The organism is Thermodesulfomicrobium thermophilum DSM 16697 (genome assembly GCF_059568695.1).
Genome location: NZ_JCANTW010000013.1, coordinates 292,390 through 315,100 on the forward strand (window position 1 = coordinate 292,390; position 22,711 = coordinate 315,100).

At 64.5% G+C, this 22,711-nt stretch carries 27 protein-coding genes; 15 read left to right on the forward strand and 12 right to left on the reverse strand.

The genetic code is table 11. The features are described 5' to 3' along the window. Window positions 1-54: 54 nt before the first annotated feature. The 6 genes from BR00_RS07170 to BR00_RS07195 form a co-directional block, all read right to left on the reverse strand. Complete coding sequence (locus BR00_RS07170) at window positions 55-657, reverse strand: iron-sulfur cluster assembly scaffold protein (RefSeq protein WP_496476902.1); 603 nt, start codon at window positions 655-657, stop codon at window positions 55-57. Between the two features lie 3 nt (window positions 658-660). Further along, on the reverse strand, window positions 661-1,839 hold the full coding sequence (locus BR00_RS07175) for a cysteine desulfurase family protein (RefSeq protein ID WP_496476903.1): 1,179 nt from the start codon (window positions 1,837-1,839) through the stop codon (window positions 661-663). Window positions 1,840-1,940: 101 nt separating this feature from the next. Next, complete coding sequence (locus BR00_RS07180) at window positions 1,941-2,648, reverse strand: arginyltransferase (RefSeq protein ID WP_496476904.1); 708 nt, start codon at window positions 2,646-2,648, stop codon at window positions 1,941-1,943. Beyond that, window positions 2,645-4,318: a glutamine--tRNA ligase/YqeY domain fusion protein gene (locus tag BR00_RS07185; protein WP_496476905.1), complete on the reverse strand. Its 1,674-nt coding sequence runs from the start codon at window positions 4,316-4,318 to the stop codon at window positions 2,645-2,647. Before BR00_RS07185 ends, BR00_RS07180 begins: the two co-directional genes overlap by 4 nt. Beyond that, the gene (locus BR00_RS07190; RefSeq protein WP_496476906.1) at window positions 4,315-4,890 is read right to left on the reverse strand and encodes an NUDIX hydrolase; all 576 of its coding nucleotides are present in this window, start codon (window positions 4,888-4,890) and stop codon (window positions 4,315-4,317) included. The genes BR00_RS07185 and BR00_RS07190 overlap by 4 nt, the downstream gene beginning before the upstream one ends. Next, the gene (locus BR00_RS07195) at window positions 4,887-5,408 is read right to left on the reverse strand and encodes a nitroreductase family protein (protein ID WP_496476907.1); all 522 of its coding nucleotides are present in this window, start codon (window positions 5,406-5,408) and stop codon (window positions 4,887-4,889) included. Before BR00_RS07195 ends, BR00_RS07190 begins: the two co-directional genes overlap by 4 nt. Before the next feature lie 75 nt (window positions 5,409-5,483). Between BR00_RS07195 and BR00_RS07200 the strand changes: the two genes are divergently transcribed. The 9 genes from BR00_RS07200 (at window position 5,484) to BR00_RS07240 (ending at window position 11,594) form a co-directional block, all read left to right on the forward strand. Then, entirely contained in the window at window positions 5,484-5,921 is a 438-nt protein-coding gene (locus BR00_RS07200) for a DMT family transporter (RefSeq protein WP_496476908.1), read from the forward strand. A gap of 10 nt (window positions 5,922-5,931) precedes the next feature. Beyond that, entirely contained in the window at window positions 5,932-6,276 is a 345-nt protein-coding gene (locus BR00_RS07205; RefSeq protein ID WP_496476909.1) for a DsrE family protein, read from the forward strand. A gap of 19 nt (window positions 6,277-6,295) precedes the next feature. Further along, entirely contained in the window at window positions 6,296-6,703 is a 408-nt protein-coding gene (locus BR00_RS07210; protein ID WP_496476910.1) for a hypothetical protein, read from the forward strand. 14 nt (window positions 6,704-6,717) lie between these two features. After that, window positions 6,718-7,170, forward strand: a complete 453-nt coding sequence (locus BR00_RS07215; protein WP_496476911.1) for a DUF3124 domain-containing protein — start codon at window positions 6,718-6,720, stop codon at window positions 7,168-7,170. A gap of 33 nt (window positions 7,171-7,203) precedes the next feature. Continuing rightward, a complete protein-coding gene (locus BR00_RS07220) occupies window positions 7,204-7,605 on the forward strand; it encodes a hypothetical protein (protein WP_496476912.1) in 402 nt (133 codons plus the stop codon). After that, window positions 7,602-8,510, forward strand: a complete 909-nt coding sequence (locus BR00_RS07225) for a zinc metalloprotease HtpX (RefSeq protein ID WP_496476913.1) — start codon at window positions 7,602-7,604, stop codon at window positions 8,508-8,510. The genes BR00_RS07220 and BR00_RS07225 overlap by 4 nt, the downstream gene beginning before the upstream one ends. 17 nt (window positions 8,511-8,527) lie before the next feature. Further along, on the forward strand, window positions 8,528-9,907 hold the full coding sequence (locus tag BR00_RS07230) for a sigma-54-dependent transcriptional regulator (protein ID WP_496476914.1): 1,380 nt from the start codon (window positions 8,528-8,530) through the stop codon (window positions 9,905-9,907). 74 nt (window positions 9,908-9,981) lie between these two features. After that, on the forward strand, window positions 9,982-11,334 hold the full coding sequence (locus BR00_RS07235; RefSeq protein ID WP_496476915.1) for an MFS transporter: 1,353 nt from the start codon (window positions 9,982-9,984) through the stop codon (window positions 11,332-11,334). Continuing rightward, window positions 11,322-11,594 carry a hypothetical protein gene (locus BR00_RS07240; RefSeq protein ID WP_496476916.1) on the forward strand — a complete coding sequence of 91 codons (273 nt, stop codon included), beginning with the start codon at window positions 11,322-11,324 and terminating at the stop codon, window positions 11,592-11,594. The genes BR00_RS07235 and BR00_RS07240 overlap by 13 nt, the downstream gene beginning before the upstream one ends. Here the strand turns inward: BR00_RS07240 and BR00_RS07245 are convergent. Then, on the reverse strand, window positions 11,572-12,129 hold the full coding sequence (locus BR00_RS07245) for a manganese efflux pump MntP (protein WP_496476917.1): 558 nt from the start codon (window positions 12,127-12,129) through the stop codon (window positions 11,572-11,574). The two genes, BR00_RS07240 and BR00_RS07245, sit on opposite strands and share 23 nt — an antisense overlap. Window positions 12,130-12,273: 144 nt before the next feature. Here BR00_RS07245 and speA point away from each other — a divergent pair, with 144 nt between their 5' ends. The 6 genes from speA (at window position 12,274) to BR00_RS07275 (ending at window position 18,711) form a co-directional block, all read left to right on the forward strand. Continuing rightward, complete coding sequence (gene speA / locus BR00_RS07250) at window positions 12,274-14,235, forward strand: biosynthetic arginine decarboxylase (RefSeq protein ID WP_496476918.1); 1,962 nt, start codon at window positions 12,274-12,276, stop codon at window positions 14,233-14,235. A 2-nt stretch (window positions 14,236-14,237) separates the two neighbouring features. Continuing rightward, window positions 14,238-15,428 (forward strand): saccharopine dehydrogenase family protein, encoded by a 1,191-nt coding sequence (locus BR00_RS07255; RefSeq protein WP_496476919.1) that lies wholly within the window; start codon window positions 14,238-14,240, stop codon window positions 15,426-15,428. Further along, a complete protein-coding gene (gene nspC, locus BR00_RS07260; protein WP_496476920.1) occupies window positions 15,428-16,594 on the forward strand; it encodes a carboxynorspermidine decarboxylase in 1,167 nt (388 codons plus the stop codon). Before BR00_RS07255 ends, nspC begins: the two co-directional genes overlap by 1 nt. Before the next feature lie 69 nt (window positions 16,595-16,663). Continuing rightward, window positions 16,664-17,185, forward strand: a complete 522-nt coding sequence (locus BR00_RS07265) for a type 1 glutamine amidotransferase domain-containing protein (protein ID WP_496476921.1) — start codon at window positions 16,664-16,666, stop codon at window positions 17,183-17,185. Window positions 17,186-17,258: 73 nt separating this feature from the next. Beyond that, window positions 17,259-18,404 (forward strand): pyridoxal phosphate-dependent aminotransferase, encoded by a 1,146-nt coding sequence (locus BR00_RS07270; protein ID WP_496476922.1) that lies wholly within the window; start codon window positions 17,259-17,261, stop codon window positions 18,402-18,404. A gap of 70 nt (window positions 18,405-18,474) precedes the next feature. Continuing rightward, entirely contained in the window at window positions 18,475-18,711 is a 237-nt protein-coding gene (locus tag BR00_RS07275) for a ferredoxin (protein ID WP_496476923.1), read from the forward strand. Here BR00_RS07275 and BR00_RS07280 read toward each other — a convergent pair. The 5 genes from BR00_RS07280 to rplM form a co-directional block, all read right to left on the reverse strand. After that, on the reverse strand, window positions 18,653-19,507 hold the full coding sequence (locus BR00_RS07280; RefSeq protein ID WP_496476924.1) for a menaquinone biosynthetic enzyme MqnA/MqnD family protein: 855 nt from the start codon (window positions 19,505-19,507) through the stop codon (window positions 18,653-18,655). The genes BR00_RS07275 and BR00_RS07280 overlap by 59 nt on opposite strands. Before the next feature lie 52 nt (window positions 19,508-19,559). Beyond that, the gene (locus BR00_RS07285) at window positions 19,560-20,231 is read right to left on the reverse strand and encodes an adenylate kinase (RefSeq protein WP_496476925.1); all 672 of its coding nucleotides are present in this window, start codon (window positions 20,229-20,231) and stop codon (window positions 19,560-19,562) included. Window positions 20,232-20,299: 68 nt separating this feature from the next. Then, entirely contained in the window at window positions 20,300-21,634 is a 1,335-nt protein-coding gene (locus tag BR00_RS07290; protein ID WP_496476926.1) for a radical SAM family protein, read from the reverse strand. Window positions 21,635-21,694: 60 nt separating this feature from the next. Further along, window positions 21,695-22,087 (reverse strand): 30S ribosomal protein S9, encoded by a 393-nt coding sequence (gene rpsI, locus BR00_RS07295; RefSeq protein ID WP_496476927.1) that lies wholly within the window; start codon window positions 22,085-22,087, stop codon window positions 21,695-21,697. A gap of 18 nt (window positions 22,088-22,105) precedes the next feature. After that, the gene (gene rplM, locus BR00_RS07300; RefSeq protein WP_496476928.1) at window positions 22,106-22,534 is read right to left on the reverse strand and encodes a 50S ribosomal protein L13; all 429 of its coding nucleotides are present in this window, start codon (window positions 22,532-22,534) and stop codon (window positions 22,106-22,108) included. Between the last annotated feature and the right edge of the window lie 177 nt (window positions 22,535-22,711).

The following is a 22,711-nucleotide window of genomic DNA, read 5'->3' on the forward strand; positions in this document are numbered from 1 at the left end:
CAGGGGTCGGGTGGAGCGCTGGCGAACCCGTCTCCACCCGCCGCAGAGATCCGCTTAGAGTCCGAAGTGCTTTTCGATGAAGGAGGTGAGCACCCGCTGCGCCTCCTCCTGACATTCTCCGCACCCTGTGCCAATCTTGGTGCGTTCTTGCAACTCTTCGAAGCTGCGCGCGCCTTCGAGGACTGCGTGCTCGATATCCTCTTCGGTGACGTTCAGGCAGTGGCAGACCACGCGCGGTCCCAAGGTCTGAATGCGGTCTTCCATACCATGACGGCGGTAGTAGTCGTCAATGGCCGCGCGCAGGGCCTTGTCGCCCAGTACCGAGCAGTGGACTTTGTTGTCCGGAAGCCCCCCCAGGGCGGCGAGGATGTCCTTGGAGGTGATGCGGGCGGCGGCGTCCAGGGTCATGCCGCGCACCATCTCCGAGAGCATGGACGTGCTGGCGATGGCGCTGGCGCAGCCGTAGGTCTGCCACTTGCAGTCCGTGATGGTAAGGGCCTCGGGATCCACCTTGAGGTACACGACCATTTCATCGCCGCACTTGACGTTGCCGGTGCGGCCCACCGCGTCGAAATCCTCGGGGTTTTCGTCGCGCAGTACGTTGCGGGGATTGAGAAAATGGTCGCGGACGGTGTCGGAATATACCCATTGGGTCATGACTTACCTCCGGTAAGCGCTGGAGATGGAGCGCAGGTTGGCGATGATGGGGGGCAGTTCCCGCAGCATGGTGTCGATATGTTCTTCCGTGGTCTCCCGGCCGAGGGAAATGCGGATGGAACCGTGGGCGTACTCCACGGGCACGCCCAGGGCCATGATCACATGGGAAGGATCCAGGGATCCGGACGCACAGGCCGAACCTGTGGAGACCGCGATGCCCACGGCGTCCAGATGGAGGAGAATGGCCTCGCCTTCCACCCCCATGAAGGAGACGTTGAGGGTGCTCGGCAGGGTGTGCTCAGGATGGCCATTGAAGGTGACATCTGGGATGGCGGCTTCGATGCCCTGACGCAGGCGGTCCCGCAGGGCCGCAAGGCGGGGGGCCTCGGTGTCCATTTCCACCAAGCGCATACGCGCCGCCTCGCCCATGGCCGCGATGCCGATGGTGTTTTCCGTGCCCGCGCGCCGGCCGGCCTCTTGATGGCCGCCCAGGATGAGCGGACACAGGGGCGTGCCGCGGCGCGCCACCAAGGCGCCCACGCCTTTGGGGCCGTAGATCTTGTGGGCTGAGAGTGTGAGGAAATCCACGTCCCAGGCCCGCACATCCACCGGGATCTTGCCGACGGCCTGTACGGCGTCGGTGTGGAACAGGGCCCCGGCCTCATGGGCGATGCGTGCGGCTTCCGGGATGTCCTGGATGGTGCCGGTCTCGTTGTTGGCGGTCATGATGGACACGAGTCCCACTTCCGGGGTGACGGCGGCGCGCAGCTCGTCCAAGTCGATGCGGCCGGAGCGATCCACCCCGAGGATGGTGACCGGGTGCCCCAGACGGCGCAGATATTTGGCCGTCTCCAGGACGCAGGGGTGCTCGATGGCCGTGGTCACCAACCCTTTGCGCGTGCCGAGGTCGCAGCGGCAGGCGGTCTTGGTGCAGCGCACCAGCGAGAGTACGGTGTTGTTGCCTTCCGAGCCGCTGCCGGTGAATATCACTTCCACAGGGTCGGCGTTCACCAGGGCCGCCACCTGGGCGCGAGCGGCCTCCACGCGGGCGCGGGCCTCGCGGCCGAAGGCGTGGAGACTCGATGGGTTTCCAAAGACATCCAGCATCTCCACCATCACCCGTTTGACTTCCGGGTGGAGGGGGGTGGTGGCGTTGTGATCCAAATAGATGGGTTGCGGCATAATGACTCCTTAATAGGCAGTGTTCCCATCAGGGACATGCATCTCCTTTGCGCATTGTCAGGGCGCTTGTCCACAGGCAGTGCTGTTTTTTGCAGCACAGCTCATGGTCCGGGCGAACGTCCCGTCTTTTCCCAAGCCTTGCGTTCCCACGCGTAGCGCTCTTGGGGTCGGAAACGTTCCTTGTAGGCCATGCGCGGGCAGCCGGCCACCACGAAGCCCAGGTAGTAGAAGGCAAGGCCCAGGCGCCGGGCCAGGTCGATCTCCCGGAGAATGCTGAGGTTGCCCAGACTCAGCGCCGCATAGTCGGGGTCGAAGACGAAGTACACGGAGCTTAAGCTTTCTTCGCCGATGTCGAGATAGCTCACCCCTACCAGGCGCTCGCCCAGGTGATAGAGTGCGAGCATGGACGGACAGGAGGGGCTGTGCAGGTGCACGAGAAAGTCGTCGGCATCGGCTTCCTGGCCGAAACGCATCCGGCTGTGGCGGGCGTAGAGTTCAAAAAACTCCGGCCGGTAGTGGAGGGGGGCTAGGCGCATGGTCACCTGGCGCCCCAGGCGCAGCACCCGGCGTTGGCTTTTGCTGGGCTGGAAGTGGTGCACCGGGACGCGTACGGGCCGGCAGGCGCGGCACCCCTGGCATGCGGGACGGAAATAATAGGCCCCGAATTTGCGCCATCCCTGAGTGAGGAGCCAGTCGAGCTCCTGGGGCCGCACTTCGCCGGCGAAGAAATGCTCGTAGGTGAGGTGGCGGTCCGGGAGGTACGGGCAAGGGACCGAGGGAGAGGGCTCCGGGGCCTGGTAGAGGATCATGGACGGCGGGCCGCCTCCTTGCTCCAGGAGTCGCGCAACCCCACGATACGGTTGAATACAGGTCGTTTCTGGGTGTGGTCGAAACGATCCGCGCAGAAATACCCCAGCCGTTCCAGCTGGAATCGGGCCTCGGCCGGGCAGGCGGCAAGCATCGGTTCTCCCCATCCCTGACAGGTGGCAAGGGAGTCGGCGTTGACGTCCTCAAGGAAGTCTCCCTCGGCGCCAGGATGCTCGGTGGTGAACAGGCGGTCGTAGAGCCGGGCCGTGAGGGGCACGGCGTGGCGGGCGGACACCCAGTGGATGGTCCCTTGGACTTTGCGGCCGTCCGGGGCATTGCCGCCGCGGCTTTCCGGATCGTGGGTGCAGAACACCGTGGTCACCGCGCCGTGAGCATCCTGTTCCACCCCGGTGCAGGTGACGAGATAGGCTCCGCGCAGGCGCACCTCCGCCCCGATGGTGAGCCGCCGGAAGCCTTTGGGCGGAGCGAGGGCGAAGTCGTCGGCCTCGATCCACAGTTCCCGGCAGAAAGGGACCTGGCGGCTGCCCAGGGATGGATCCTTGGGATGGTTGGCCAGGGTGAAGAATTCTTCGGCCTCTTCCGCATACGAGGTGATGACGAGGCGTACAGGCCGCAGCACCGCCATGGCCCGCGGCGCGGTGCGGTCGAGCTCCTCGCGGATGCAGCTCTCCAGCAGGCTCATGTCCACGCAGCTCTCGGAACGGCTCACCCCCACGCGCTCCACGAACTGGCGGATGGCCGCCGGCGGCACGCCCCGGCGTCGGAGGCCCGAGAGGGTGGGCATGCGCGGATCATCCCAGCCGTTCACGATGCCGCGCTCCACCAACGTCTTGAGTTTGCGCTTGCTGGTGACCGTGAAGGTGAGGTTGAGGCGGTTGAACTCGATCTGCTGGGGGTGGCAGGGGACGTCGAGCTGCTCCAAAAACCAGTCGTAGAGCGGCTTGTGGTCGGCGAATTCCAGGGTGCAGATGGAGTGGGTGACGCCTTCCAGGGCGTCGGAAAGACCGTGGGCGAAATCGTAGGTGGGGTAGATGCACCAGGTGTCGCCGGTATTTTGGTGCGGCCGTTTGAGGATGCGGTAGATGACCGGGTCGCGCAGGTTGATGTTGGGCGAGGCCATGTCGATCTTGGCGCGCAGGGTGCATTCCCCTTCGGCGAATTCGCCGGCGCGCATGCGGGCGAAGAGATCCAGATTTTCGGCCACGGAGCGGTTGCGGTAGGGGCTTTCGACCCCTGGTTCGGTGAGGGTGCCGCGGGTGGCGCGCAGTTCGTCGGCGGAGAGCTGGCACACGTAGGCTTTGCCTTTATGGATGAGCTCCACGGCGAATTGGTAGAGGCGTTCGAAGTAGTCCGAGGCGTGGTAGAGGTGCGGTCCCCAGTCGAACCCCAGCCAGCGCACGTCCTCCTTGATGGCGGCCACGAAGGCCGGGTCTTCTTTTTCCGGGTTGGTGTCGTCGAAGCGCAGATGGCAGCGGCCGCCGAATTCCCGGGCCAGGCCGAAGTTGATGCAGATGGACTTGGCGTGACCGATGTGGAGAAACCCGTTGGGTTCCGGAGGAAAGCGGGTGACCACTTCGCGGACGGCGCCGCGGGCCAGGTCTTCGGCGATGCGCTCGCGCAGGAAATGGGATGGCGGTGTGGTGGTATTCATACGTGCTCCTTGGAGACGGAAAATGTCGGCGAAGCGGCGGGCATAGGGAGCGCCGGCGGCCTTGGCAAGCCCAGGGCGGCAGCCAGGGCCATGGCCGTAGCGCGAAAGGCGAGCTCCTGCCAGGGGATCGCCGAGGGGGCGAAGACCGCGGCGCTTCGAGTCTCCCCCCGTGGCGTGGGGGCGCCGTGGGCCTGGGCGGTGTAGGCCACGACCACCATGGTCTCGCCCGGGTGGGAAAAGACTCCCACCAGGCCGGTGATGGCGGCCGTAAGTCCGGTTTCTTCGGCGATTTCCCGAAGGAGCGCCGCTTCCACCCCTTCCCCTTGATCCACATGCCCGCCCGGCAGCATCCAGCCGTGGTCCTTGAAGGCGCGGCGCACGAGCACGATGCCCGCTTCCACCTGGAGTACCGCGCAGGCCACGAGCTTGGGGTCCGGATACAGGGCGCGGCCGCACGACCCGCACACCCGAGGGCTTCCAAGGGGCAGGGGGTAGGGGGCGCCGCAGCCGGGGCAAAAGCGGAGCTCTTCCCAGGAAAGGGGCTTGGGGCGGCGGCAGGCGGTAGAGGTCATGGCGCAGGGATGTGGCGGATCTTGTCCCAGGGGAGGCTTTCCCGGGCGTGGCCGCGTTTGCGGCGCTCCGGGTGGCCGACGGCGATGATGCACAGTACCCGGGCGTTTTCCGGAAGGCCTGCGGCCTCCCGGACGAAGTCTTCGGCGCTGCCGCCTGCGGCGTGCTGCCGCAGCCGCACCTGCACCCAGCAGCTCCCCAGGCCCAGGCTTTCGGCCGCGAGCTGGAGGATGATGGCGGCGATGGAGCAGTCCTCGATCCAGGTGTCGGCGCGCTCGGGGTCCGCCCAGACCACCACGCCCAGGGGGGCTTGGGCCAGAAACTCGGCGCCGTGCGGCTTGCAGGTGGCCAGTTTTTTGAGCAAGGTCCGATCCGTGACAAAGACGAAGGCCCAAGGGTTGAGCCCCCGGGAGGATGGGGCGCGGAGCACCGCCTCCTTCAGGGCGTCCAGTGTGGCGTCGTCCAGAGGGGCTTCGGTATAGGCGCGGATGCTGCGCCGCTGGCGTAGGATATCGAGCATGAGGACCTCCGTGGCGTTGGGATGAACGCTGGTTTAGCGATGGACGCTTGGCCTGGCAACGGTCCGGGAGGATGCATGGACGTGTGGATATGGGCGGTGGTGATGCTGGCGGGCTGCCTCATGCCGGTGCAGCCGGTGCTCAATGCCTGGGCGGCGCACGCCTTGGAGAGCCCGTGGTGGGCGGCGTTCTTGTCCTTTGCCGGCGGCACCGGGGTGCTCTTGGTCTTGGCCTTGGCCTTTTCCGGGCTGCCTTCAGCAAAGGCCGTGGCCGCGTTGCCGCCTGCGGTGCTGTGGGCCGGGCCCTTGGGGGCGCTTTTTGTCACCGCCACCTTGGTGGCTGTCCCCCGCTTGGGGGTGTTCCCGGTGATGGTGCTGTTGGTGGCCGGCCAGTTGCTCACCGCTGTCGTGATGGATCACTACGGCTGGATGGGGGTGCCGCGGGTGCCCCTTTCCTGGTCGCGGCTGCTGGGTGGGGCTTTGGTGCTGATGGGCGTCCTTTTGGTGCGGCGATAAGGAGATGCAGATGCGTACGGTGCTTTTTGTGTTCAATGCGGACCCCATGTGCTTCATCCATGTGCTTCTCAACGCATTGGATATGCATGGGAGGGGCCATGCGGTCTCCGTAGTCCTGGAAGGCAAGGCGGTAACCCTGGTGCCGGAAGTGGCGGCACAGGAGCATCCGCTCCATGCACTCTTCGCACAGGTACACAGCGCCGGGCTTCTGGACGGCGCATGCCGGGCGTGCTCGAAGAAGTTGGGCGTGGACGGCGCTATCGAGGCGGCAAACGTGCCCCTTATCGGGGATATGCATGGACACCCCTCCATGGCCGCCTACATGGAACGTGGATATACGGTCATTTCATTCTGATGTGTTAAGGAGAGAGACGATGCTTCCTTTTTTGGTGTACCGGTGTCGCGAGAACGATCCCGTCAAGCAGCCGGAGGCGGTGATTTCCCTGTGGCCGGAAGACGTGCCGCGTTTTGCGCAGATCCTCGACGAAGCCGCCGGCCAGCGGCCGGGGAAGGAGCGCAAGCCTGGAGAATACTGGGAGATCGTGGCCAAGGACGATGCGGACCCGTATGACTGGGAAAAGGTCACCGGGAGCCTCAAGCGCCGGGAGCACGATCCCTTGGGCGATATGTGGCGGGAGCGGGCGCGCATAGAGCGCCTGGTGGAGCAGGGCGTCCCCCTGGAGGAGGCCCTGGCGGTGATGACCCCCCTTTCCCATACCCTGCGCTACGAATCCACGCCGCCCAAGGAGCTCTTGCCGCGCCTGAAGGACGCTTCGGAGTGATACGGAGGTGCGGCATGTTGCGCGTGCTCTGGGTGCTGTGCGTGGTCTTGGCGGCTGAGGCCGCCTGGTGCGGTCCGGTACGCGAACAGACGGTATACGTGCCGGTCTATTCCCACGTGTACCACGGCGACCGGGAGCGGCCCTTTCTCTTGGCGGCCACGGTGGCGGTGCGCAATGTGGACCGCGCCATTCCCATTACCGTGGTCGCCGCGGACTATTACGACAGCGACGGCCGCCTGCTGCGGCGCCTGGTGACTGAGCCTCGCGTCATTGCGCCGTTGGCCTCCTTGCGCGTGGTCATTCCGGAGTCGGATGCCGCGGGGGGCAGCGGGGCGTCGTGCGTGGTGCGCTGGCAGGCCGAGCGGCCAGCGGCGGCGCCGGTGGTGGAGGCCGTCATGATCGGCACCCGTTCGTCCCAGGGGATTTCTTTTGTCTCCCAGGGACGGGTGCTGGAGGAAACGCCGTAGCGACTGCGGAAACGTACAGGAGGAATACCGACGATGGAGACGCTCGAACAATTCTTGGAGTCCTGGGAGGACTGTGCGGCCAAGGAGGCCTTTGGCATTTTACGGGAGGCGCTTGCCGCAGTGCCCGGAGTGGTGCTTTCCACCAAACTGCGCCCAGGAGTGAGTATTTCCCTGCGTGGGGGCCATCCCCGTCAAGAGGGGCGGGAGCTTTTCGTCATGGTGGACATCATCGACGATGATCCGGAAAATCGCTGGTTGTCGGTGTGCTTTTACGACGACCTGGTGAGCGACCCGGAAGAGCGCGGTGACTTCGTGCCCCAGGGCCTCTTGGGCGAGGACGCCCGGTGTTTCGACCTCGACGAGGCCGATGCGGATGCCGTGGGCTACGTGGCGCAACGCATCCGTGAAGCCGGTGCGCGGGCAGCCCGGTCATGATCCGTCTTGGCCTCGACGCTCGGGCCCTGCAGCGCCACCGCCTGCGCAACCTGCTGCAGTCCGCGCTGCTCCTTGCCTTCATGGCGGTCCATGCGAGCCTCGTGGGCTACTTGATGTGGGGGGCGCAGGGGCTGTGGCTCATGGTCTTCTGGTTGGGGGTTGCCGTGCTTCTGGGCGGCGGCCGCGCCTGGCGCTGGCAGCTGCGCCTCATGGGCGCTCGTCCGGTGTCCGTGGCCGCGGCGCCGCGCATGTACGCCGTGCTGCGGACTTTGGCGCAGCGCGCCGGGCTTGCCGCAGTCCCCGCCCTCTGGTGGATCCCTGCTGCCGTGGCCAATGCCTTTGCCATCGGCAGCCGCCAGGACGCGGCGGTGGTGGTGACTCAGGGGCTCGTGGACACCCTGAGCGAGGAGGAATGCATCGCGGTCTTGGCCCACGAAACCGCCCACGTGGCCCACGGGGATCTGTTCGTCATGGGCCTGGCGGACGGCATCTCGCGCCTGACCGCAGTGCTCGGATGGATGGGCTGGATGACCTTGGTGCTCGCTTTGCCGTACTGGCTTTCGGGGGCGGATGGGCCGTGGGGGGCGCTTCTTCTCATTGCCCTTGCCCCGCAGGTGAGTCTGCTTGCCCAATTGGGGCTTTCGCGCACCCGGGAGTTCGATGCAGACCTCACGGCCGCCATGCTCATGGGCCGGCCCGAAGCCCTGGCCTCGGCCCTGGTGAAGCTCGAGCAGGCGCAGCGCGGCTGGCGTCGGATCGTTTTTCCGCGGCGTTCCACCCCGGAGCCCTCGTGGCTGCGCACCCACCCGTCCACTGAAGAGCGCGTGGCGCGCCTCATGTCCTTGCGTGTCCCGGAGCGTGACCCCTGGGACCTGGCCCTGGGGGTTGTCCCCTGGCAATGGTAACCTTCGCGGAGAACGTCGTGCCCAATCACATCCTCGTCATCGACGACGAACGCAATTATCTTTTGGTGCTGCAGGCCATCCTCGAGGAAGAAGGCTATCAGGTGACCGCCTTGGCCGACCCAGTCCTGGCCGTGGCCTTTCTCGATGAGTCCGAGGTGGACGTGGTCATCACGGATATGAAGATGCCCGGCATGAGCGGCCAGGAAGTCCTGGAGACGGTGCGCCACCGCTTTCCCCACGTCCCGGTGCTCATCATGACCGCCTTCGGCAGTATCGACCACGCTGTGGAGGCCATGAAGGCCGGGGCCTTTGACTACATCACCAAGCCCTTTGCCAACGACGAGATCTTGCGCTCCGTGCGTCGGGCCATGCAGCTGGCCCAGGCCCAGCGCCATAACCGTCTGCTCCAGGAGCATCTGGCACAGCGCTTCGGCGAAGGGGCCATCGTGGGGCAATCCCGGGCCATCCGCGAGGTGCTCGCCCTGGCCGCCAGGGTGGCCCCGTCCCGCAGCACGGTGCTCATCACCGGGGAGTCGGGCACCGGCAAAGAGCTGGTGGCCCGGGCCATCCATTTGGGCTCGGACCGACGGGACATGCCGTTTGTGTCCGTGAACTGCGCTTCTCTCAATCCCGGGGTCCTGGAGAGCGAGCTCTTTGGCCATGAAAAGGGCTCGTTTACCGGGGCCGTGGCCATGCGCCGCGGCCGGTTCGAACTGGCCCAGGGCGGTACGCTTTTTCTCGATGAAATCGGCGAGATCAGCGCCGAGATTCAGGTGAAGCTCTTGCGGGTGCTCCAGGAGCGGGTGCTGGAGCGGGTAGGCGGCACCGAGCCCATTGCCGTGGACTTCCGGCTCATCACCGCCACCAACAAGGACCTCGCCGCGGAAGTGGCTGCAGGCCGCTTTCGGGAGGACCTGTTCTATCGTCTCAACGTCATCAATATCCACGTGCCGCCCCTGCGCGAGCGCCGTGAGGACATCCCGCTCTTGGCCACCCATTTCCTGCGCCGCTTTGCCGAGGACAATGGCCGCCAGGACCTGCGCGGGTTCACCCCTCAGGCCATGGACTATCTGTCCGCCTTCGATTGGCCGGGCAATGTGCGCCAATTGGAGAACGTCATCGAGCGGTGCGCAGTGCTGGCTCCAGGCCCGGACATCGATGTGCCGGACCTGCCGCCGGAGCTGCGCGACGAAGAGACGCAGTACAAGAGCGCGGTGGACCTCTTGCCCCTGCAGCTCAACCTCTCCGAGACGTTGGAGAAGATCGAGGCGGCGTTGATCCGCCGGGCGCTCGTGCGCTCGGATTTTGTACAGGTGAAAGCCGCGGAGCTTTTGGGCGTCTCCAAGAGTCTTTTACAGTACAAACTCAAGAAGTATAACATCAGCCTGCGCGGCTAACAGGGCCGCGGCGGGGGCTTGGGCGTCACTTGAGGATGCTTGCGTCGAAGCGGCCTGCGGACGAGGGGGAAGGTATGGGGATGTTGCTGCCGCTCTGTTTGGCCAACTTCGCCGTGCTGCTCATGATTTCTGCCGTGGGCGTGGCTCTCCCCGCCATGCAGCAGGACTTGGGCGGGTCGGCGGTGCTTTTGGGCTGGGTGGAGGGGGCCTATACCCTGTCCTTGGCCATGGCCTTCGTGCCTGTGGCCCGGGTGGTGGACATTTGGGGCTTTCGCCGCATGTTCCGCCTGGCGCTCGTGGTCTTTGTGGCCGCGGGTGTCGCTTTGGCCGCGAGCCCGAGCCTGGAGTGGGTCATCGCGGTGCGCAGCGTGCAGGCCGTGGCCGGAGCGACCCTCAATACCGCGGCCTTGTCCATGCTGGCGGTGGGGGTGTCCAAGGCGCAGCGCGGGGCGGCCATGGGCTGGTTCGTGGCCTCCATTTATGCCGGCCTTGCCGCGGGCCCGCTTCTCGGCGGCTTTCTGGTCCAAAATTGGGGGTGGCGCAGCGTCTTTGCCGTGAGTGTGCCGCTGGTGGCCACGGCCTGGGGGGTCTCGTCGCGCATTGCCGGGGAGTGGCGGCCGCGGGCCGGGCAGCGTGTGGACGGCCTGGGTGTCGTGCTCTATGCGGGCAGCGTGGGGACCTGGCTTGTGCTCCTGGCCTCGGTGGACAACGTCCACCGGGCAGGCCCATTGGCGGCGGCTGCGGTGCTCCTTTCCTGGTGGTTTGTGCGCCGCATGCGAACGGTCTCCCGGCCGCTTGTGGATCTGCGGGCGCTTGTGGGCAATCGTACCTTGATCTTTTCGCTCCTCGCCACGGGCATCAACTACGCCAGTGTGTTTTGCGTCGGGTTCTTGCTCAGTCTCTTCACCCAGATTGTCTGGCATTTTTCACCCATGCAGGCCGGGCTCGTCTTGGTCATCCCGCCGGTGGTGCAGTCTTTGGGCTCTCCGTGGGCCGGGCGTTTTGCGGATCGCGTCTCGGCCCCGCTTTTGGCCTCGGCGGGCATGGCGGTGTGCGCCGCAGTACTGGCGGCCTTGGCCTTTGGGGTGCCCACACTTCCGGTGGCAGCGCTTTTGGCGATTTTGGCGGCTCAGGGCGTGGGGTTTGCCCTGTTTTCCTCCCCTAATATGACGGTCATCTTGGGTTCGGTACGACCCGAGGATTACGCCATTGCCTCCAGCCTTACCGGTGCGTTCCGCACCTTTGGCATGGCCGTGTCCATGGCGGGGATCACGGTGGTCTTCCGCTTGGTCATGGGGGAGGCGTCCGTGAACGCCGCAGGTGCGCAAGCCCTGGTGACGAGCATGCGCACCGTGCTTTCTCTGGCTGCTGTATTGTCCGTGGCGGGGGTGGTGCTGTCCTTGGGGAGGGTGCCGTGGCGGCGCTAGGCTGGGTGCGGTGGCTTGTGGCCGCGGGGGTGGCGCTTGGGGTGTGCCGCATGGTCTTTTGGGGCGTTGATGCGCCCACTGCGGTGGGTGTGGCCCTGTTGCTCGTGCTGTGGCTGGTGCGTCCCAAGCCGCGGCCGTGGCGGGAGGCCTATTATTGCCAGACGTGCGGGGCGGTGTACCCCCTGCAGCCGCCCAAGCGGTGCGCGTGCGGGTGCGTGCGCTTCTTCCGCGAAGACGCTACCCCATCCACCAAATCTTGATGCCCAAAAGTACGAGTACGCTGCCCCCAAAACGTTCGGCCCATGCGCCCAGGGGGACCCGACAGCCCACTTGGGCGCCGAGAAAGAGTCCCACGCCGGTGAGCAGTGCCGCGGTGACGCCGATCACCAGGCATGGCACCAGGATCGGCACGTCAAGCAGGGCCAGGGACACGCCTACGGCCAGGGCGTCGATGCTGGTGGCGATGGCCAGGGCGATGAGGCGCATGCCTTGGGTGGGGTCGGTGCAGGTGGTGTCCGTGCCGTGGCCGCGGCTTTCCCACAGCATGTGGAGCCCGATGCCCGCCAAGAGGAAGAAGGCCAAAAGCGGGGCATAGGCGGCGAGAAAGGCCCGGGCGAGGCTTCCGCCCGCCCAGCCCGCCACAGGCATAAGTGCCTGGAAGAGGCCGAAGGCGCTGCAGAGGCGCACGTAGTGCCCCCGGGTGGGATGCTGGAGGGCTGCTCCGGTGGCCACAGCTACGGCAAAGGCGTCCATGGCGAGGCTTACGGCGAGAAAAAGGAGCGCGAGCGGGGACATGCGGACCTCGGGTGGTTCAAAAAGACGTTTCCTTTACGCGCTGCCACTAGGGTTTGGCAAGGGAACATTGACGGGGAGGCCGGGGGCGTCTACAGGGGCCAAGACGCGGGCTCGCGTCAATTTTTCTTGGGTGAAGGAGGGGGCATGCGGTCGCGGAGCTTGGAAAAATGGACAGCAGCGCGCTCGGCCGAGCTGTATGGCGTGGACAATTGGGGCGGTGGGTATTTTCGGGTCACTGCGGACGGACTCTTGGGCATTACGCCGTTTCCAGGTTCCGAGACCTGCGTGCCCATCATGGACATCATCGGCGGCTTGCAGGAGCGCGGCCTGGGGCTGCCGGTGCTCTTGCGGGTGGAAAACCTCCTCGATGCGCAGATCACCCTGCTGCACGAGTCCTTTGCCGCCGCCATCGCCACCCTGGGCTACGGCGGTGAGTTCCGGGGGGTATACCCGGTCAAGGTCAACCAGCAGCAGCAGGTGCTCGAAGAGATCGCCAAGGTGGGCGGCCGCTTCAATCACGGCTTCGAGGTGGGGAGCAAGGCGGAGCTCATCGCCGCCCTTTCCTTCCTCAACAACCCTCGCGCCTGCCTGGTCTGCAACGGCTACAAGGACAAAGACTACATCGATTTGGCCTTGTATGCCTGCAAGATGGGATTTTTGTGCTTTCTCGTCTTGGAGATGCCGAGCGAACTGCCGCTCATTTTGGAGCGCTCCCGGGTCTTGGGTATCGAGCCGCGCATCGGCGTGCGCATCAAGGTCTCTTCCCAGGCCGGCGGGCATTGGGCGGAATCGGCCGGAGACCTTTCCATCTTCGGCCTGTCCACCGCCGAAGTGGTGGACGCCTTGGACCTTTTGCGCGAGCAAGACATGCTCCACTGCATGCAGTTTCTGCATTTCCACTTGGGCTCGCAGATCCCCAACATCCGCGACATCCGTATGGCGGTGCGCGAAGCCACACGCATGTATGCGGAACTCGTCGCCGAAGGCTGCCCCATGGGATTCTTGGACCTTGGTGGCGGCCTTGCCGTGGACTATGATGGGTCGCACACCAACTATCCCTCGAGCCGCAACTACACCTTGCAGGAGTACTGCATGGACATCGTGGAATCCGTGATGTCCACGCTGGATGAACGCGGCATTGCGCATCCGCATATCATCACCGAGTCCGGCCGCGCCACTGTGGCCTACTATTCGGTGCTCCTTTTCAATGTCCTCGACGTGAGCCGCCTGGAAGACCGTCCGGTACCGGAGAAGCTCGATGCCGACGCGCCCGAGGCCATTCATAACTTGCTCGAGGTCTACAATTCCCTTTCTCTCAAGAACCTTCAGGAATGCTACAACGACGCCATCTACTACCGTGACGAAGTGCGGCAGCTCTTCCGCCTGGGCCAATGCAACCTGCGGCAGCGGGCCTTGAGCGACACCATCTTTTGGGCCGTCATTCGCAGCATTGCCGAGCGGCTGCCGGGCATGAAGAACCCGCCCTCGGCCCTCAAGGACATCGATCTGGCACTGGCGAGCATCTACTACTGCAACATGAGCGTCTTCCAGTCCCTTCCCGATGCCTGGGCCATTGGACACCTCTTCCCCATCATGCCGGTGCACCGCTTGAGCGAGGAGCCCACCGAGACCGCGATCCTTGCAGACATCACCTGCGACAGCGACGGCAAGCTGGACCGTTTCATCGATATCCATGGGGAAAAACGGGTGTTGGAGCTTCATAGTCTGACCTGCGGCGAACCGTATTATTTGGGGGCGTTTTTGGTGGGCGCGTATCAGGAAACATTGGGGGATCTCCACAACCTCTTTGGCGACACCAATGTGGTGAGCGTGCGCATCAACGAAGACGGTACGTACGATCTCACACGGGAGTTGGAAGGCGATAGCGTCGCTGATGTGCTCTCCTATGTGGAGTTCGACCCCAAGCAGGTCTTGGAGAACTTTCGCAAGGTGGCGGAAGCCGGCGTGCGGGAAGGAAAGATCAGCCCGCAGGAGCGGTTTCTCATCATGCGTGCTTACGAGCGCGGGCTCAGAGGCTACACCTATTTGCATGAAGGCCGCGGCGGTTGCGCCGTGGAGTCTGTGGATTCATCCCAAGGGAGGTAACCATGTCGCGAGTGCTTATTGTCGGTGCCGGTGGCGTGGGCAGCGTGGTGGCGCACAAATGCGCCCAGGTGCCCGAGGTCTTTTCGGAAATCATGCTGGCCAGCCGGACGGTGTCCAAGTGCGAGGCCATTGCCGCTTCGGTGCGTGAACGTACCGGCCGCACCATCGCTGTGGAGCAGCTGGACGCGGACAACGTGGCCGAAACCGTGGCCCTGTTGCGTCGCTTCCAGCCGCAGGTGCTCATCAATGTGGCCTTGCCCTATCAGGATCTCCCGCTCATGGATGCCTGCCTCGAGGCCGGGGTGGATTACCTGGATACCGCCAACTACGAACCGCCCCATGAGGCCAAGTTCGAGTACAAATGGCAATGGGCCTACGACGAGCGCTACCGGAGTGCCGGGCGCATGGCCCTCTTGGGCTCGGGCTTCGATCCGGGGGTGACCAATGTGTACTGCGCCTACGCGCAAAAGCACCTGCTCGACGAAATCCACGAGCTCGACATCATCGACTGCAACGCCGGTGACCACGGCCAGCCCTTTGCCACCAACTTCAACCCGGAGATCAACATCCGCGAGATCACGCAGCGGGGCCGCTACTGGGAGCGGGGCGAGTGGGTGGAGACCGACCCCTTGTCCTGGTCCATGACCTTCGATTTTCCCGACGGCATCGGACCGAAGAAGTGCTATCTCATGTACCACGAGGAGCTGGAGTCTCTGGCTCGGAACTTGCGCGGCCTCAAACGGGCGCGATTCTGGATGACCTTCTCGGATAACTATTTGAACCACCTGCGCGTGCTGCAGAATATCGGCATGACCTCCATCGAGCCTGTGGAATTTCAGGGCCAGAAGATCGTGCCCTTGCAGTTCCTCAAGGCCGTGTTGCCGGAGCCCGCTTCCCTGGGGCCCCTCACCAAGGGCAAGACCTGCATTGGCTGCCTCATGAAGGGGATGAAGGACGGAAGACCGCGGACCGTGTATATCTACAACGTCTGCTCCCATGAAGCGGCCTACAAGGAAGTGGGCTCTCAGGCCATTTCCTACACCACGGGTGTGCCGGCCATGATCGGCGCCATGCTCATGATGACCGGTGTGTGGCATGCCCCCGGCGTCTATAACATGGAGCAGTTGGACCCGGATCCGTTCATGGAAAAGCTCAACAAGCATGGTCTTCCCTGGGTGGTGCGGGAACTGTGATGGACGGCCGCACCCAGTTCCGCTTTGATGCGACGGCAGTGGAGACCCCGTGTTTCGTGGTGGATACGGGGCTCCTCGCCCGCAATCTGGAGATCTTGGCCGCAGTCAAGGCCCGCACTGGCTGCAAGATTTTGCTGGCGCTCAAAGGTTTTGCCATGTGGAGCGTGTTTGCCCAACTGCGGGAGGTCCTCGACGGCGTCTGCGCCAGCTCTCCCCATGAAGCGCGCCTGGGGCGGGAGGAGTTCGGTGGTGAGGTGCACGCCTTCGCCGCCGCCTATTCCGAGGCCCATGTGCGTGCGCTCTGCGCCACGGCCGACCATGTGGTGTTCAACTCCTTCGGCCAGCTCACGCGGCTTGGGCCCGTGGTGGAGGAGGAGTGTGCGCGTCTGGGCCGGCAGGTGCGGCTGGGCATCCGCATCAACCCCGAGCACTCCGAAGGCACGGTGCCCATCTATGATCCGTGTAGTCCAGGTTCCCGCCTGGGGGTGCGGCGGCGGCATTTTCGGCCGGAGCTCTTGGATGGGGTGTCGGGCCTGCACTGGCATACGCTGTGCGAACAGAACGCCGACAGTCTGGAGCGCACCGTGGCCGCGGCGGAAGCGGCCTTTGGGGAGTTTTTCTCCCGCATGGAGTACGTCAACTTCGGCGGCGGGCACCATATCACCCGCGCCGATTACGACATTGCCTTGCTGTGCCGCATCATCACCGACTTTCAGGACCGCTACGGGGTGCAGGTGTACCTGGAGCCCGGAGAGGCCGTGGCCCTCAATACGGGCTATCTCGTGACCACCGTGCTCGACCTCATCGAGGCGGACATGCCCATGGCCATCCTCGACACCGCGGTGCCGGCGCACATGCCCGATGTCCTGGAGATGCCCTACCGGCCGCACATCGTGGGCTCGGGGGAGCCTTTCGAAAAGCCGTACACCTACCGCCTGGGCGGGCTTTCCTGCCTGGCCGGGGACGTGGCCGGGGAGTATTCCTTCGATGCGCCGCTGCATCTGGGCCAGCGTCTGGTGTTCACGGACATGGCCCATTATTCCATGGTGAAGACCAACACCTTCAACGGCGTGGGCCTGCCCAGCATCTACACCTTTCATCCGGGCCGCGGCTTGCAATTGGTGCGGCGCTTTGGCTACGAGGACTTCAAGGGCCGCCTTTCGTAGCGGGCTTCGTGCCCGCAGCGCAGAACGGCGCAGAGACCACGGCATCTTCAACCGCATACGGAGGCGTGTATGGAACTCACCGGCAGGAAGGTCATGATCTTCGTAGAAGAGATGTACAACGATTACGAGTATATCTACCCTTACTACCGTTTGCTGGAGGCTGGGGCTGAGGTGGCGGTGGTGGGGCCGGCGGCCGGGGCCAAATACACGGGCAAGGCCGGGACCACGGCGGTGAGCACCCTGGCGGCGGCCGAGGCCAAGGCTGCGGAGTTCGCCGGCCTGGTCATCCCTGGGGGCTACGCTCCGGATATGATGCGTCGGCACCCGGCCATGGTGGACTTGGTGCGGCAGATGGACGCCGCGGGCAAGGTGGTGGCCGCCATCTGCCATGCGGGCTGGATGCTTGCCTCGGCCAAGATCCTGCGCGGACGCACGGTGACTTCTTTTTTCGCCATTCGCGACGATTTGGAACACGCCGGCGCCACCTGGGTCGACCAGGAGGTGGTGCAGGATGGAAACCTCATCACCAGCCGCACCCCGGCGGATCTGCCGGCCTTCATGCGTGCGGTGGTGGCGGCGTTGCGGGGATGATGGCCGGGCGCGGCGCGTGGAGCCGTCTGGGCCGCGCCCTGAACTGTTGAGGCAGACACCATAAGGAGCAGGCATGGAGTGTAATCCCTGGTGCGCGGAGCTCACCTCCTTCAAGGTCATGGACGTGCTGGAGCGGGCCGGCGAATTGGAGCAGATGGGCCGCAGTATCGTTCACCTGGAGATCGGAGAGCCTGATTTTCCGTCCCCCGAGGCAGTACGCCGGGCGGCCATTGCGGCCATCGAGCGGGGGGAGACCCATTACACGCATTCCCAGGGGATCCTCCCGCTGCGCGAGGCCATTGCCGAGCATTACCGAGCTACGTACGGGGCTACCGTGCACCCGGACCAGATCGTGGTCACCCCCGGCACCTCGCCGGCCATGCTCCTGGTGTTCTCGCTGCTGTTGCGGCCTGGGCAGAAAGTGATTCTGCCCGACCCTTCCTATGCCTGCTATCCCAATTTCTTACGCTTTGTCGGGGCCTGTCCGCTCTTTGTGCCGGTGCGCGCCGAGGACGGGTTTCAGATCGATGTGGACGCCGTGCGCCGGGTGCTGGGGCCGGACGTGGCCGGGGTGCTCATCAATTCTCCGGCCAATCCCACGGGCGTGGTCCTGGAAGACCGGGTGCTGGAGGGGCTGGCCGGTTTGGGAGTCCCCATCTTTTCCGACGAGATCTACCAGGGGCTCGTGTACGCCGGTCGGGCGCGCAGCATGCTGGAGTTCACGGACAACTGTTTTGTCTTCAACGGGTTTTCCAAGCTCTACGCCATGACCGGCTGGCGCTTGGGGTACGTCATCGCGCCCAAGCGGTTCGTGGAGCGGCTGCGCACCATGCAGCAGAACTTTTTTCTCTGCACCAGCTCCATCGCCCAATGGGCGGGGCTTGCGGCCCTCACCCAGACCGCGGCGGATGTGGCGCACATGCGGGCGGTGTACGACCAACGCCGTCGTTTTCTCATCCAAGAGCTTCGGGCCTTGGGTCTGGGCGTTGCCGTGGAACCCACCGGCGCTTTTTACGTGTTCGCCGACGCCCGGCATTTGACCTCCGACTCCCTGAGCTTTGCCTTCGACCTCTTGGAGAACGCGGGCGTCGGGGTGGCGCCGGGCATTGATTTCGGGCCGGGCGGCGAAGGGTTTTTGCGCTTCTCCTACGCCAACTCGTTGGAAAATATCGCGGAAGGTATGCGGCGTCTCCAAGGATATCTCGCGGGTCGTATGTAAGATTGTGTGCGGGCGGTTTTGTTCCATGCACAAACCCAAGTGTGCTCGCATCACTTCAGGGGAGCGATGTATGGACGTAGAAGTGGCGGTCAATGGACCGTGCTGTTCGGGATGCGGGGCCTGCGTGGAGCTTGCCCCGGAGGTCTTCGCCCTTGATACCGGCGGTACGGCGCAGGTAATCTGCAGTCGCTGTCCGCAAGAAGTGGCCTGCAAGGCGGCGCAGTACTGTCCGGAAGACTGTATCGAGGTTATGGTTCCGGGAACCAGCGCAGAGCCGGCATGCCACGAAGCAGGCCGAGCTCGGTAGCATACGCCCCAAAGCAGGCGAGCGCCGCCTGCTCCTCAGGGCCAAGGTCGGCGTGCATGGTGCGCCAGTAGGCGAGCACGGCCTCGGCAGAGATGCCGTGCAGGGTGGCGGCCAGGGGCGCGAGCTCGGGGAGGCGTTGGGGGAGCGCGCGGGAGACGGTGGTCAGGGCCTCGTGGAGTTGGGCAATGGCTTCACGGTGCTCGGCGAGGCTTGCCGCGCGCACGATCCACACAGCAAAAACAAAGGGCAGCCCAGTGAAGTGGTGCCAGGCCGTGGCCAGGTCGATGACCTGCCAGTCCGGCGGCGGATTCAGCCAGCGCTTCAGGGCGATGTTGCCGATCTCCAGGTGCGGTCGGCCTGTGCTCAGCCCGTGCCCCGGGGGGCATTGCCGCCACTGGGGTTCCGGCAGCCTCCAGGCCAGACGCCAGAGGATGCGCAGCAAGGCCGATGAGGTGGCCGAGGCTGAGGACAAAAACACCGGTCCCGGATGGTGCGCCATCCAGGCGCCCAGATCTTCCAGGGCGACAGGGGCAAGAAGCAGCACGCTTTGCACCTGGTGGCGGGCGCAGACGCCGTGGCCGGCGAGCAGGCGGTAGTGTTCCGCCCCTTCCAGGTATTCGAAGGAGCTGGACGGAGAGACGTCCAGCCGGCCTTCGCGCAGGGCGCGGTTGAGTTCGCTGGGGTGCCCGGGCAGGTGGACGCAGTCCCTGCCTTCCGGCAGCAGCCGGGCGAGCAGCTGGAATACGTGCCAGACGTTGAGATAGTCGATGCGCCCGAGGCGCAGAGCAAGCGGCATGGCGGAAAAAACGCGCCTGGAGAGGTCTCCAGGCGCGCATCGTTGGCAGGTCTTAGCTCAGCTGGGCGAGCAGGGTTTCCTTGATCTCGGTGATGGAGCCTTCGCCGTTGAGCTCAATGTATTTGAAGCCGGCCTCTTTGGCCAGGTTCTTGTAGTAGTAGCAGGCGGCCAGGGTGCCGGTTTCGGTATTGTAGTAGATGTCGTGACGCTTGTTGATGGCCTCTTCATCCTGGTCGTCACTGCGGGCGGAGAGCTCACCACCGCACACCCGGCACTTGCCGTCCACGGGTTTGATGGCATCGATATAGATGTTGTTGGGATGGTTGGGATCGTTCTTGCAGAGACGACGCCCCATGATGCGGTTTTTGGCCACCTCGCGCGGCAGCAGGATCTCGATGACGTAGTCCAGCTTCACGCCGTCGGCCTTGAGGGCCTCCCACAGCTTCTGGGCCTGGACGATGGAGCGGGGAAACCCGTCCAGCAGCCAGCCATTGGGGCCGGCCTTCTTGAGCACGTCGAGCACCATGGGAATGGTGATATCGTCGGGCACCAACTCGCCGCGATCGATGTACTCCTTGGCTTTCTTGCCCAGCTCCGTGCCGCCGCCGATGTGCTGGCGGAAGATGGCGCCGGACTCAATGTGGTCCAGATTGTACTTCTGCTTGACCAGCGACCCTTGGGTGCCTTTGCCGCTACCATTGGGTCCGAAAATCAGGATGTTCACGATGAGCCCTCCTTTGCAAAAAATTTCACAACCGCCTATCCCTCGGCGTGAGGGCTGTCAATGTCTCTTCAGGAAGCAGAATTTGCAGGAAAATTTTTGGGGGCCGGCGCTGGCCCCTGGGCGGTCCACAAGAGGGGAGCTCCGTCGGGCAAGAGGTAGGGGTTGAAATACCCGAAGCGCACCCAGGGGCAGGCGGCACGGATGCGGGCCAGGAAGTGATGGAGTCCCATGCACGGGGAGGTGGGGACGCCCATGTGCTCCAGGTAGCGTTCGGGGTCCAGGGAGAGGTTGCGCATCTGGATGTAATCCGGACGGGTGTCGGTGAGGAGGGCAAGGAGGGCGTCGAGTTCGGCCTCGGTGTCGCTCACTCCGGGGAAAAAGAGGTAGTTGAGGGACACAAAGAGCCCTTGGGCCTTGGCCTCGGCAATGCTCGCCGCAACATCGGCGAACCGGTAGCCTTGCGGGGCGTGGTAGCGGGCGTAGACCTCGGGCTGGGCGCTGGCCAGGGTGACGCGGATGGAGGAAAGCCCGGCTTTGGCCAGGGGCTCCAGGGTAGCAGTGAGGCTCGCGTTGGTATTGATATTCACCGTGCCTGGCCCGCCAGCCTGCCGAAAGCGCTGGACTGCCTGGGTGATGCGGCGGGCCTCGGTGAGGGGCTCGCCTTCGCATCCCTGGCCGAAGGAGAGTATGGGCCGCTTTTCTCGGCGGGCGTGGATCTCCATGACCTGGACGATCTCTTCCACCGAGGGGCTGAAGGTGATGCGGTTTTGCGGGGCCACGAAGCCTGCCTCGGGGGGTTGCAGGGAAATGCAGCCCAGGCATCGGGCGTTACAGACCTTCGAGGTGGGCAGCGGTGCCTCGAATCGTCCCAAGGCCAGGTTTTTGGCCGCTGGGCAGCAAAAGGTGAGCGCACAGCGGGTCAGGTGTCCCACCAGGCGGTTTTGGGGAAATTGCGCCCCCAGTTTGCGTGCTCCCTGAGTGATACGGCTTTGCGGAATACCGGAAAAAATCTGGCGCGGGTCGTGATCCACCAAGGAAGCTGCCACCCAGAAGCGGTCACGGGCAAAGCCCACGGCGCCGTAGGCGAACATGGGCAGCGTCGGGGCGCCGGCTTCCGTCATGTAGGCCGCCGTGGCCGAGAGGGTGAATCCCGGCCGCACAAAGGCGGCCACGGCGCACTCTTCCAGCGCTTCCACGTTTCCCTGGGCTGGGTCGAGGCCCAGGGCGCGTCGGCCCGGCAAGAGGTAGAGATCGCTTCCTTCCGGCAGCGGGATGAGTTCATCGGGTCGCGGCAGGGCAAGCTCGTTTCCGCGCCGCACCAGCATGAGCAGGTCCGGATGATCGTAAATGGAACCGTCGGAGTCGGCAAAGACCAGATGGGGACGCAGGCGGGATCGGGACATGGGCGCACCAATGAAAAAGGCAGGGCGGACCCTGCCTTGGATTTGAGGTTGGAGCGTGGTTTAGCGCTTGGAGTACTGGAAGCGGGCGCGGGCCGCACGCTGACCGTACTTTTTCCGCTCTTTGATGCGCGAATCGCGGGTAAGGAACCCGGCGCGCTTGAGCACGCCCCGCAGCTCGGGGTCGAAGCTCAACAGGGCTCGGCTGATGCCATGGCGTACCGCCTGGGCCTGCCCCGAGAGGCCGCCGCCCGTGACCCGGCACACCACGTCCACCTTGTCGATGGTCTTGGTGAGCTTGAGGGGCTGCTGGATGATCATCTGCAGCGTCGCCCGGGGGAAGTAATCCGCCAAATCCCGGCCGTTGACCGTAATCTTGCCCGTGCCCCGGTACATGCGGGTGCGAGACACGGAGGTTTTGCGCTTGCCCGTACCGTAGTAGAAATCCTGGCTCATAGCGTGACTCCGTCCTTATTAGAGATCCAGCGGCTGAGGCTGCTGGGCCGCGTGCGGGTGCTCGGTGCCGGTGTAGATGCGCAGCTTCTTGATGAGCTTGTAACCCAAGGGACCCTTGGGGAGCATGCCGCGCACCGCCTTGCGCAGGACGTCCGTGGGCTTGGTGCGCAGCATGTCCTTGAGCACGGTGCCCTTGATGCCGCCGATATGATGGCTGTGGCGGTAGTAGACTTTCTGCGTCATCTTTTTGCCCGTGACGCGGATTTTATCGGCATTGACCACGATGATGTAGTCGCCGTTGTCCATATGGGGGGCGTAATCGGGCTTGTGCTTGCCGCGCAGGCGCAGGGCGATTTCCGCGGCCAAGCGGCCCAAGATTTTGTCCTGGGCATCCACCACATACCACTTGTGGTCGATGTCGCTGGCTTTAAGGCTATAGGTCTTCATGTTTCCGGCTCCTCGACAAATCGTTGGCCTTGAGATCGTGGGAAGACGGGCGTCAAGGACGGGGTTCCTTGTGCTTTCCCGTTTTTTCCCGTACACATACCATCGTGAACGTGACCTTCGTGGGATAAGGAGAAGGTCGCTTTTAGCTGCCGAGGTCTCGCTTGTAAAGGATTTTTC

Excerpts from the sequence above, each read along its gene's own strand:
- BR00_RS07215 (WP_496476911.1), top strand. The coding sequence starts at position 6,718 with ATGTTGCGCGTGCTCTGGGTGCTGTGCGTGGTCTTGGCGGCTGAGGCC.
- BR00_RS07255 (WP_496476919.1), top strand. The coding sequence starts at position 14,238 with ATGTCGCGAGTGCTTATTGTCGGTGCCGGTGGCGTGGGCAGCGTGGTG.
- BR00_RS07280 (WP_496476924.1), bottom strand. The coding sequence starts at position 19,507 with ATGCCGCTTGCTCTGCGCCTCGGGCGCATCGACTATCTCAACGTCTGG.
- BR00_RS07205 (WP_496476909.1), top strand. The coding sequence starts at position 5,932 with ATGCGTACGGTGCTTTTTGTGTTCAATGCGGACCCCATGTGCTTCATC.
- nspC (WP_496476920.1), top strand. The coding sequence starts at position 15,428 with ATGGACGGCCGCACCCAGTTCCGCTTTGATGCGACGGCAGTGGAGACC.
- rplM (WP_496476928.1), bottom strand. The coding sequence starts at position 22,534 with ATGAAGACCTATAGCCTTAAAGCCAGCGACATCGACCACAAGTGGTAT.
- BR00_RS07185 (WP_496476905.1), bottom strand. The coding sequence starts at position 4,318 with ATGAATACCACCACACCGCCATCCCATTTCCTGCGCGAGCGCATCGCC.
- BR00_RS07200 (WP_496476908.1), top strand. The coding sequence starts at position 5,484 with ATGGACGTGTGGATATGGGCGGTGGTGATGCTGGCGGGCTGCCTCATG.
- BR00_RS07210 (WP_496476910.1), top strand. The coding sequence starts at position 6,296 with ATGCTTCCTTTTTTGGTGTACCGGTGTCGCGAGAACGATCCCGTCAAG.
- BR00_RS07290 (WP_496476926.1), bottom strand. The coding sequence starts at position 21,634 with ATGTCCCGATCCCGCCTGCGTCCCCATCTGGTCTTTGCCGACTCCGAC.
- BR00_RS07245 (WP_496476917.1), bottom strand. The coding sequence starts at position 12,129 with ATGTCCCCGCTCGCGCTCCTTTTTCTCGCCGTAAGCCTCGCCATGGAC.
- BR00_RS07270 (WP_496476922.1), top strand. The coding sequence starts at position 17,259 with ATGGAGTGTAATCCCTGGTGCGCGGAGCTCACCTCCTTCAAGGTCATG.
- BR00_RS07265 (WP_496476921.1), top strand. The coding sequence starts at position 16,664 with ATGGAACTCACCGGCAGGAAGGTCATGATCTTCGTAGAAGAGATGTAC.
- BR00_RS07190 (WP_496476906.1), bottom strand. The coding sequence starts at position 4,890 with ATGACCTCTACCGCCTGCCGCCGCCCCAAGCCCCTTTCCTGGGAAGAG.
- rpsI (WP_496476927.1), bottom strand. The coding sequence starts at position 22,087 with ATGAGCCAGGATTTCTACTACGGTACGGGCAAGCGCAAAACCTCCGTG.
- speA (WP_496476918.1), top strand. The coding sequence starts at position 12,274 with ATGCGGTCGCGGAGCTTGGAAAAATGGACAGCAGCGCGCTCGGCCGAG.
- BR00_RS07225 (WP_496476913.1), top strand. The coding sequence starts at position 7,602 with ATGATCCGTCTTGGCCTCGACGCTCGGGCCCTGCAGCGCCACCGCCTG.
- BR00_RS07235 (WP_496476915.1), top strand. The coding sequence starts at position 9,982 with ATGGGGATGTTGCTGCCGCTCTGTTTGGCCAACTTCGCCGTGCTGCTC.
- BR00_RS07170 (WP_496476902.1), bottom strand. The coding sequence starts at position 657 with ATGACCCAATGGGTATATTCCGACACCGTCCGCGACCATTTTCTCAAT.
- BR00_RS07275 (WP_496476923.1), top strand. The coding sequence starts at position 18,475 with ATGGACGTAGAAGTGGCGGTCAATGGACCGTGCTGTTCGGGATGCGGG.
- BR00_RS07180 (WP_496476904.1), bottom strand. The coding sequence starts at position 2,648 with ATGATCCTCTACCAGGCCCCGGAGCCCTCTCCCTCGGTCCCTTGCCCG.
- BR00_RS07175 (WP_496476903.1), bottom strand. The coding sequence starts at position 1,839 with ATGCCGCAACCCATCTATTTGGATCACAACGCCACCACCCCCCTCCAC.
- BR00_RS07220 (WP_496476912.1), top strand. The coding sequence starts at position 7,204 with ATGGAGACGCTCGAACAATTCTTGGAGTCCTGGGAGGACTGTGCGGCC.
- BR00_RS07195 (WP_496476907.1), bottom strand. The coding sequence starts at position 5,408 with ATGCTCGATATCCTACGCCAGCGGCGCAGCATCCGCGCCTATACCGAA.